Genomic DNA, 10590 nt, shown 5'->3' with positions numbered 1-10590 from the left:
AGTTTTTCTTGCTAAGGGTGAATTTATAGAATTTAAAATAAATTCCATAAATTCATCACTATCATTAGGGCAACTTATCAAATCATAATCACATTTTGCTAAATGTTTATACTCCATACCTAGTTCAAAAATCGTTTCAGAACAATCAATGCAAAAAGAAATAGGATAAATCAAAGCTTTATCGTTTAAATTTGCCAAAACATCGCTTGTATTTGGTTCAAGCCATTTTACAGGACCTAGTTTAGACTGATAAGCTAAAATAAATTTATCAAAATGATCTTTTAGCTTTTCTTTTAAAATTTCTACATGATCATTTACATGTTTTTCGTATAAATCACCTTTGTCAATAATGCTTTGTGGTAAAGAATGTGCTGAAAAAATCAAAATTTTGGCATCAAATTTACTTTTTTTATCCAAAATGTGCGAAACTATCATCTCATTATAAAGCTCATTTTTGTAAAAAATATCTATAGTTTTTACTTTTGCTTGAATTTTTTGCTTTGAAATTTCATTTTGCAGAACTTCTAAAGATGAAGTTACTGTGGTGCAAGAATGGTGCGGATAAAGTGGAAAAAGAATGATTTCATCACTTTCATTTAAAGTGTATTTTTGCAAAATTTCTGTGGCAAAAGGAGGCACATAAAGATTTACAAAATCAAATTTAAATTCATCTTGTTTTAAATTAAGCTTGTTACACAGGCTTTGAGTAAGTTCATTTAAAGGGGATTTTCCACCCATTTTTTTATAGTTTTCTTGCATGGCTTTAACGCGAGCCTTTGTTATGATCCATGCTACAAATTTTCTTAAAAATCGATTTTTGATTCCTAAAATATAAGGATCATTAAACATATTTTTTAAAAAAACTTCACAATCTTGTAAATTCGTAGCTCCGCCCATATTTAAAAATAAAACTAATTTCACGCAAACCTTTCTAAAATTTCTTGAACTTTGTAAGCATCGCTCGTACTGGCTAGATGATTGGGTTGATTATCGATAAGTTTTAACAAAGCCTCGTGTTCTGAAAAAAGTGGACTTTGTTGAGTAAGTTCTATAAAATTTCCATCTTTTAATAAAGAAAAGTCATTTAAATTGGCTTCATAAAAATGATTTTTAGTAATAAGATGAATTTTTCTTAGTTTTTGTGTGCTATTCCAACTTTGATGTATGCTAGCAATACATTTTTCAAGCTCACATAGAATAATGCTTTCACTTTCTCTTGTTTGATCTTGGGTGTATTTTTTAAGCAAATTGGTTTTTGTTATTTCTTGTTTGCTTAAAAAACAAAGCAAATCAAGATCATGCACAGCTAAATCTTGCAAAATCCCTACATCGCTGATTCTTTGCGGGTAGAGTGAAAATCTTTGTATGTTAATGCTGATAATTTCTTCATTTCTAAGCTCTTTTTTTAGGGCTAAAACCGCAGGATTAAATCTTTCACAAAAACCTACGCCTACTTTTACGCTGTATTCTTTAGCTAAATTTGAAATTTCGTCTATTTCTTTTAAATTTAGAGCTAAAGGCTTTTCGATTAAAACGCATTTGCATTGTTTAAAAATTTTTTTTGCTATTGCTAAATGTGAATTTGTAGGTGTTGCTATGATGATAATATCATTATTTTGATTTAAAAATTTATCCAAATCATCATAAAAAATAACATCAAAAATATTTAGATTTGGATTTTTGTAAAGATCAAAAAGTGCATTAAGCTTAAAATGAGAATTTTTACTAAGTTCATTTAAGTGGTTTTGCCCCATTTTTCCAAGGCCTATGATACCTATTTTCATGGAATTAATCTTTAAAAATACAAATAACTTGCTCTTGCTCTTCTTCACTTAAAAAAGGTGAAAAAGGCAAAGATAAGATGTGTTCGCTTGCGTATTCTGAATTTTTAAGTTCTAAATTTGAAAACTCACTAAAGCAAGGTTGTTTATGCAAAGGGGTTGGATAGTGTATAGCATAAGGTATATTAGCTTTTTCAAATTTTTGCAATACACTAGCTCTATCTTCAACTAAAACGCTGTATTGTGCATAAGCGCTAAAAGCATTTGGATCAATTTGCGGAATTTGGCAGTTTTTTAAATTTGCATTATAAGTTTGTGCTAATTTTTGTCTTTTGTCTAATTCTTTTTCTAGGTATTTTAACTTAACATTTAAAATCGCCGCTTGCAAGGTGTCAAGGCGTCCATTTATACCTATAAATTCATGTTTATAACGCTGAGTTTGTCCGTGATTGAGTAAAATTCTTATTTTTTTAGCAATTTCATCATCATGGCAAAAAATAGCCCCACCATCGCCATAAGCCCCCAAAGGCTTCGAAGGAAAAAAACTCGTACATGAAATTTTAGCTATAGAGCAGGATTTTTCTCCTTTGAAATTTGCACCAAAACTTTGTGCACCATCTTCGATCAAAGTGATATTTTTATCTTTTAAAATTTCTTCCAAAGCCCTTAAATCACTCATTTGTCCAAACATGCTTACTGCTATAACAGCTTTAGTTTTTGGGGTTATTGCTTTTTGCACTGCTTCAAAATCAAGATTGTAATTTGATAAATTTATATCTACAAAAACAGGTTTTGCGCCTACTAAGGCCACAACTTCAGCTGTTGCTATGAAAGTAAAACTAGGCACTATAACTTCATCATCTTTGCCAATATCTAAGGCTCTTAAGGCAAGATATAAAGCACTGGTTCCACTTGAACAACCTATAGCGTGTTTAACACCTAAAAAATGAGCTAAATTTTGCTCAAATTCGTTAAGCTTTGCACCGCCTATAAAAGAAGAGCTTGATAAAACGCTTTCAATTTCAGCATTGATTTCATCTTTGTATGCGAGATATTGGGCTTGAAGATTGATAAAATTCATAAAAAACCTTAGAGAAATAAAATTAAATAAAAATGTTTATTGTATTTTAGTTTTACTTAATTTAAAGTAATTTTGGTATGATATGTTTTTATAAAAATTTCTTTAGGAAAATTCATGGATATTAGAAAAGCTTATTTGGATTTTTTTGCATCAAAAGGACATGAGATAACCCCGTCAAGTCCTTTAGTTCCTGATGATGCAACTTTACTTTTTACTAATGCGGGTATGGTGCCTTTTAAAAGCATATTTACAGGAGAAATTCCACGCCCAAACCCTCCACGCAAAACAAGCTGTCAAACTTGTATAAGAGCGGGTGGAAAGCACAATGACTTAGATAATGTAGGATATACCGCACGCCATCATACTTTTTTTGAAATGCTTGGGAATTTTAGCTTTGGGGATTATTTTAAAGAACAAGCCATAGCTTATGCTTGGGAATTTGTAACTGAAGTTTTAAAACTACCTAAAGATAGACTTTATGTAACCGTGCATGAAAACGATGATGGAGCTTTTAATCTATGGCAAAAACACATTCAAAAAGAAAGAATTTACAAATTTGGCGATAAAGATAATTTCTGGCAAATGGGCGATACTGGTCCTTGTGGTCCTTGTAGTGAGATTTTTTATGACCAAGGAGAAGAGCATTTTAACTCAAGCGAAGATTATATGGGCGGAGATGGAGATAGATTTTTAGAAATCTGGAATCTTGTTTTTATGCAATACGAAAGAAGTGCTGATGGAGTGCTTAGCCCACTGCCAAAGCCAAGCATTGATACAGGAATGGGGCTTGAAAGAGTAACTGCAATTAAAGAAGGTAAATTCAGCAATTTTGATAGCTCGCTTTTTATGCCAATCATCAATGAAATTTCAAAACTTTGCAATAAAACTTATGTTTATGAAAGTGGAGCAAGTTTTAGAGTCATAGCTGATCATATAAGATCAAGTGTATTTTTACTTGCGCAAGGGGTAAGTTTTGATAAAGAAGGTAGAGGTTATGTTTTGCGTCGTATTTTGCGTCGTGCTTTAAGACATGGATATTTGCTAGGTTTTAAACAAGCTTTTATGTATAAACTAGTTGATATTGTATGCGATTTAATGGGCGGACATTATACCTATCTTAATGAGAAAAAAGACTTTATAAAAGAACAAATTCGCCTTGAAGAAGAAAGATTTTTAAGCACTATAGAAAATGGGATTGAAATTTTTAATGAAGAGCTTAAAAACACCAAAGAAATTTTTAGCGGAGAAGTAGCCTTTAAGCTTTATGATACTTATGGTTTTCCGCTTGATTTAACGGCTGATATGTTAAGGGAAAAAAATCTTAAAGTTGATGAAGAAAAATTTGAACTTTTAATGAATGAGCAAAAAGCACGCGCTAAGGCTTCTTGGAAAGGAAGTGGAGATAAAACTGCAAGCGGAGATTTTAAAAACTTGCTTGAAAAATTTGGAGAAAATCATTTCGTAGGTTATGAAAAAGCAGAATGCGAAAGTAAAATTTTAGCCCTTTTAGATGAAGATTTTAAAGAAGTTTTCACCCTTAAAGATGCGGGTTGGGTGATGCTTGAAAACACACCTTTTTATGCAACAAGTGGGGGGCAAAGTGCTGATAGTGGATTTATAATTAAGCGTGAAGTTTTAGATACGCAAAAGTTTTTTAATCTCAATCTTAGCTTTGTAAAAGCAGGCGAAGAACTAAAAGTTGGCGATATAGTTCATGCAAGAATCGATACAGAAAAAAGAGAGCAAATCGCACGCCACCACTCAGCCACTCATCTTTTACACCATGCTTTAAGAGAAATTTTAGGTTCTCATGTAAGTCAAGCAGGATCTTTGGTTGAAAGCAATAAACTAAGATTTGATTTTACTCATCATAAAGCTTTAAGCAAAGAAGAGCTAGAAAGCATTGAAAAAAGAGTCAATGAAATGATTATAAACTCAAGCGAAGCTATCTTAGAAAATATGCCTTTAGAAGAAGCTAAAAAAAGCGGTGCTATAGCATTGTTTAATGAAAAATACCAAGGCAATGTGCGTGTTTTGACTCTAGGTGAAAGCAAAGAACTTTGCGGGGGAACTCATGTTAAAAATACTGCTCAAATAGGAAGTTTTTACATAGTTAAAGAAAGTGGTGTGAGTGCTGGAGTTAGACGCATTGAAGCTGTGGTTTCTAAAGCGGCTTTAGAATTTGTAAAAAATCAACTTGAAGAACTTTCTAAAGTAAAAGATGAACTTAAAAATAATGATATTTTAAGCGGGGTTAAAAAGCTTAAAAATGAAATTTTAAGTTTAAAAAATGAGCTTAAAAATTCAAGTAAAACCGAGCTTGATTCTAAAAATATCCAAGGTGTTGAAATTTGCGTAAAACGCGTAGATAATGGCGATATTAAAGCTATGATTGATGATTTTAAAAATAAATTTGCTAAAGCGGTGATTTTACTTATTCAAGTAAAAGATGAAAAAATCACTTTAGCAGCTGGTGTTAAAGATGCACCTTTAAAAGCAGGAGCTTTGGTTAAAGAAGCGGCGCAAATTTTAGGTGGAAATGGTGGCGGAAGAGATGATTTTGCTACTGCAGGTGGAAAAGATTTAAGCAAAATCAATGAAGCTTTAAAACAAAGCTTAGAAACGATAGAAAAAGCACTTTAATGTTAATTCTTGCTTCAAGTTCCATTTCAAGAGCCAACTTGCTTAAAACCGCAAAGATTGATTTTAGGCAAGTTAGTTTTGATTATGATGAAAATTTAAATAAAAATATTTCACCTTTTTTATATGTTCAAAAAATAGTTCTTGAAAAAGAAAGACAATTTTTAAGTACTTTAGGCAAAGATTTTCAAAACCAAAATTTGCTTTTTGCAGATAGTATAGTTTGTATAGATGAAAAAATTCTTACCAAAGCAAAGGATAAAAAAGAAGCTTATGAAATGCTTGCCTTGCAAAATGGCAAGTATGCAAGTATTTTATCGGCTTTTTTGCTTGTAAAACCTGAAAAAAGAGTTTTTTCTCTTTCAAAAACTACGCTTTATTTTAAAAATTTTGATGAAAATGCTTTAAGAGATTATGTAGAAAATGATCTTTATAAAGGCAAGGCGGGTTGTATTATGTGTGAGGGTTTTCATCAAAATTTCATCACCCAACAAGTAGGAAATCTAAGCACTGCTTTAGGGCTTGATATCCAAACTTTAAAGGCTTATTTATGAAAATATTAAAATATATTTTTTCATTTTTTACTCTTTTGTTTATAGCTGGATTTATTTATGTGGCTTATCTTTTCACAAGTGCTGATACTGAGGGTTATACTTTTAAAGAATACAAACCTCCTCTTACAACACAAATTTACGATAGAAATGGCAAGCTTGTGGCTAATATTTTTGAACAGCATCGTTTTTACGCTCCTTATGAAGAGCTTCCTCCACGCCTTATAGAAGCTTTGGTTGCTATAGAAGATACAAGCTTTTTTGAACATAATGGAGTTAATATCGATGCCATTTTTAGAGCTGCTGTAAAAATCATAAAAAGCGGTGGAAAAACCATGGAAGGAGCTTCCACTCTTACCCAGCAATTTATTAAAAACACGGAATTAACCCCTGAAAGAACTATTACGCGTAAAATTCGCGAAGCTTTGCTTGCTTATAAAATGGAAACCATTTTAACTAAAGAGCAAATTTTAGAAAGGTATTTAAATTTTATCTTTTTTGGACATGGGTATTATGGAGTAAAAACCGCAGCTTTGGGGTATTTTCATAAAAATTTAAATGAATTAAGCCTTAAAGAGATTGCTATGCTAGTAGGTATGCCAAAAGCACCTAGCAGTTATGATCCTACAAAGCATTTAGATCTTTCCATCTCAAGAGCAAATAATGTTATTTCAAGAATGTATAATCTAGGTTGGATTTCAAAAGCAGATTATGATACAGCCATTAAAGAAATTCCGCAAGTTTATGATGATACGCTTACTCAAAATACTGCTCCTTATGTCGTAGATGAAGTGATTAAACAATTAAGCCCTAATATCAAAGACTTAAAAACAGGTGGATATAAAATCATTTTAAATATAGACTTAGATGTTCAAAATATGGCGCAGAATGCTTTGAAATTTGGTTATGATGAGATAGTAAAACGCGATAAAGATGCAAATTTAAGCACTTTAAACGGAGCTATGGTCGTGGTAAATCATCAAAGTGGCGATGTTTTAGCTTTGGTAGGTGGGGTTGATTATGAAAAAAGTAATTATAACCGTGCTACTCAAAGTATGCGTCAACCTGGAAGCTCTTTTAAACCTTTTGTGTATCAAGTGGCGATTAATTTAGGATATTCGCCTATGAGTGAAATTGCTGATATTTCTAGAATTTTTGAAGGTGGAGCGGGTAATAATGAGGATTGGAAACCTAAAAATGAAGGGGGTAAATTTTTAGGTTTAATTACCTTAAAAGAAGCTTTAACAAGATCAAGAAATTTAGCTACCATTAATCTCGCACTTGATATGGGGCTTGATGTTCTTTACTCTAAACTAATGGAATTTGGATTTAAAGATATACCGCCTAATTTATCAATCGTATTGGGAAGTTTTGGTATTTCTCCTTTGGAGTATTCGAAATTTTATACCATGTTTGGGAACTATGGTACGATTAAAGATCCTCAAATTATCAGACAAGTTCAGGATAAAACCGGTAAAACCATCATGGAATTTAACTCAAATGAGCGTAAAGTCAGCGATGAAGCGCAAAGTTTTCTGGTTTTAGATATGATGAGAAATGTTGTTGAAAAAGGCACAGGACGTAATGCAAGAGTAAAAGATATAGAAATAGCAGGAAAAACAGGAACAACGAATAAAAGTGTTGATGCTTGGTTTTGTGGACTTACGCCTGAAATAGAAGCAATCATTTGGTATGGAAATGATAATAACAAGCCTATGCGTTATACAGAAGGTGGGGCTAGAACAGCTGCTCCTGTGTTTAGAGAATTTTTAACTCAATATATAGAAAAATTCCCTGATACAACTAGAAAATTTAGCATTCCTAATGGGGTTTATCGTGGAAATTATAAAGGAGAAAGTGCTTATTATACCACCAAATCACCATTGCCAAAAGCAAATATGAAATTTAATGAAAGCGAGATTATATTTTGAAAGTAGAAAGATCTACTTTCAAAATGATTAAGCTTTTTTGATGATTATTTCATCATCTTTTGCATCAATGATAATGCTATCATTTTCATGAAGTTCATCAGCAAGTATCATATCGCTTAATTTATCTTCTATAAGATCATAAATAGCTCTTCTTAAAGGTCTAGCACCAAAATCAGGATCAAAACCATTTTTAGCGATTAAAAGGGCTGCATTTTCGCTTAAACTTGCTTTTATTCCCTTGTTTTCTAAGCTCATTTGTAAATCTTTAAATAAAAGCTTAACTATTTCATAAGCTTCATCTTTTCCAAGTGGATTAAAGGTGATAATATCATCTAAGCGGTTTAAAAACTCAGGTTTAAAGAAATTTTTTAACTCATTTTTTACCGCATCTTCTTGTTCTTTTCCGCTTAAATTCATAATAGCGCTTGAGGCAATATTAGAAGTTAAAATGATAATGGTATTTTTAAAATCCACTGTTACACCTTTGCTATCGGTTGCTCTACCATCATCTAAAATCCCTAAAAGCACATTAAATACATCTTTATGTGCTTTTTCAACTTCATCAAACAAAAGCACGCTATAAGGTTTTCTTCGCACAGCTTCAGTAAGCTCTCCACCTTCTTCATGTCCTATGTACCCTGGAGGTGCACCTAAGAGTCTTGAAACACTATGTTTTTCCATAAATTCACTCATATCAAAGCGAATCATTGCTTTTTCATCGTCAAATAAAAATTTTGCCAAAGCTTTAGCTGATTGTGTTTTTCCTACCCCTGTTGGCCCTAAAAATAAAAAGCTTCCTATAGGTTTATTGTCCGCATTAAGTCCTGCTTTGTTACGTTTAATGGCTCTAGCTAAAGCACTTAAGGCCTTATCTTGTCCTATGACACTTTCTTTTAAATGTTTTTCCACTTCTAAGAATTTTTGTTTTTCAGAAGTTAACATTTTTTGCACGCTAATACCCGTCCATTTGCTTAAAATTCCAGCAACCAAATCCTCATCTACTTGATTTTTAAGTAAAACTCCATTTTCACTCATTTTTTTCCATTTATCTTCTAAAATTTCTACTTCTTTTTCAAGACTTGGAATTTTTCCATACTCTAGCTCGGCTGCTTTTTGAAATTCACCTCTAGCTTTAGCTAAAGAAGCTTCATTTTTAAGCAAATCAATTTCTTTTTTCTTAGCGCTTATACCATCAAAAACACTTTTTTCATTTTCAAACTGCGAATTTAGGGCATTTTGTTTTTCTTTTAAATTGGCTAGTTCTTTTGCGATTTCATCGAGTCTTTTTTGATTTTTTTCATCATTTTCCATTTTTAAAGCTTCATTTTCAACTTCTAAAGTTTCTATATCTTTGCGTACTTTTCTTAAAGAACTTGGTTCACTTTCAATTTGCATTTTCAGTTCAGCTGCAGCTTCATCGATTAAATCAATGGCCTTATCAGGTAAAAAACGATCCGCTATATAACGCTTTGAAAGTTTAGCTGCAGCTACTAAAGCGCTATCATTTATAGTTACATTATGATGAATTTCAAGCTTTTCTTTTATACCCCTTAACATAGCCAAAGCCTCATTAACACTTGGCTCACCTACATTTACAGGTTGAAAACGGCGTTGCAAGGCTGCATCTTTTTCAAAATATTTACGATATTCTTTTAAAGTAGTTGCGCCTATGGTATGGAGTTCACCTCTTGCAAGAGCAGGTTTTAAAATATTTGCCGCATCCATGCTGCCTTCACTTGCTCCAGCCCCTACTATAGTGTGAATTTCATCGATAAAAAGAATGATATTTTCACTTTTTATCACTTCATTAACCACAGCTTTTAATCTATCTTCAAATTCTCCTCTGTATTTTGCACCTGCAATTAAAGCACTCATATCAAGAGCGATAACTTTTTTATTTTGCAAAGATTTTGGAACATCTTTTTTAATAATTCTTTGTGCTAAAGCTTCTACTATAGCTGTTTTTCCTACGCCTGGTTCGCCTAAAAGTATAGGGTTGTTTTTGGTTTTGCGTATTAAAATTTGCATCAAACGCTCGATTTCTTCTTCTCTGCCTATAACAGGATCAAGTTTACCCTCGCTTGCTTTTAAGGTTAAATCTATACCAAATTTATTTAAGCTATCTAAAGTTTCATCGCTTGTTTTGCTATCCATTTTGCGTCCCGCTCTTAGACTTTCAAGCTCTTTTTGAAATTCTCTTAAATCTAAAAATTGCGCCAAAATTTCTTTAATAGGACTTTTTTGACTTTCACTTATAAGCCAAGTATCCACACTTAAATAACTATCTCCATTGGCACTCATTAATCCTTTAGCATTTTCTAATGAATTTATAAGTTCATTGGAAAAGCGTATATTTTCACGGTTTACATTTGAACTCGTTGCAAGTTTTGAAATTCTGCTTTTAATTTCAAGTTCTAAGGCTTCTTTGGAAATATTTAATTTATTTAAAATTTGATTTAAAATACTTGTACTATCTACGCTTAAAGCCCATAAAAGATGTAAAGGTACAACTTCATTATTTTTAGAATGTATAGCTAAAGATGCTGCACTTTCAAGGTTTGAAAGCATATTATCAGTTAAAAAATCTTGTATATTTGCCATGTTTT

General features: G+C 32.0%; 7 protein-coding genes. 3 read left to right on the top strand and 4 right to left on the bottom strand.

The features are described 5' to 3' along the window. From hemH to FBE93_RS07220, 3 genes are all read right to left on the bottom strand, one after another. The coding region (gene hemH / locus FBE93_RS07230) for a ferrochelatase (protein ID WP_165434320.1) at positions 1-921 on the bottom strand (921 nt) is incomplete at its 3' end. Beyond that, a complete protein-coding gene (locus FBE93_RS07225; protein ID WP_002933367.1) occupies positions 918-1784 on the bottom strand; it encodes a Gfo/Idh/MocA family oxidoreductase in 867 nt (288 codons plus the stop codon). The genes FBE93_RS07225 and hemH, both read right to left, overlap by 4 nt. A 4-nt stretch (positions 1785-1788) precedes the next feature. After that, complete coding sequence (locus FBE93_RS07220) at positions 1789-2862, bottom strand: DegT/DnrJ/EryC1/StrS aminotransferase family protein (RefSeq protein WP_165434319.1); 1074 nt, start codon at positions 2860-2862, stop codon at positions 1789-1791. Between the two features lie 114 nt (positions 2863-2976). Between FBE93_RS07220 and alaS the strand changes: the two genes are divergently transcribed. The 3 genes from alaS to FBE93_RS07205 are packed head-to-tail and all read left to right on the top strand — an operon-like array spanning position 2977 to position 7984. After that, the gene (gene alaS / locus FBE93_RS07215) at positions 2977-5505 is read left to right on the top strand and encodes an alanine--tRNA ligase (RefSeq protein ID WP_165434318.1); all 2529 of its coding nucleotides are present in this window, start codon (positions 2977-2979) and stop codon (positions 5503-5505) included. Continuing rightward, positions 5505-6056, top strand: coding sequence for a septum formation inhibitor Maf (maf, locus tag FBE93_RS07210; protein WP_002855005.1), 552 nt, complete (start codon positions 5505-5507; stop codon positions 6054-6056). The genes alaS and maf overlap by 1 nt, the downstream gene beginning before the upstream one ends. Beyond that, positions 6053-7984, top strand: coding sequence for a penicillin-binding protein 1A (locus tag FBE93_RS07205; RefSeq protein WP_070316900.1), 1932 nt, complete (start codon positions 6053-6055; stop codon positions 7982-7984). Before maf ends, FBE93_RS07205 begins: the two co-directional genes overlap by 4 nt. Before the next feature lie 27 nt (positions 7985-8011). Here the strand turns inward: FBE93_RS07205 and FBE93_RS07200 are convergent, their stop codons facing one another. Further along, on the bottom strand, positions 8012-10585 hold the full coding sequence (locus tag FBE93_RS07200) for an AAA family ATPase (protein WP_002933378.1): 2574 nt from the start codon (positions 10583-10585) through the stop codon (positions 8012-8014). Between the last annotated feature and the right edge of the window lie 5 nt (positions 10586-10590).

It is taken from the genome of Campylobacter sp. CFSAN093229, from assembly GCF_011068225.1.
In the GTDB taxonomy this organism is placed as follows: Bacteria; Campylobacterota; Campylobacteria; order Campylobacterales; family Campylobacteraceae; genus Campylobacter_D; species Campylobacter_D jejuni.
The sequence above is the reverse complement of the archived record's forward strand: the minus strand, read 5'-3'. Positions and strand labels throughout refer to the sequence as shown.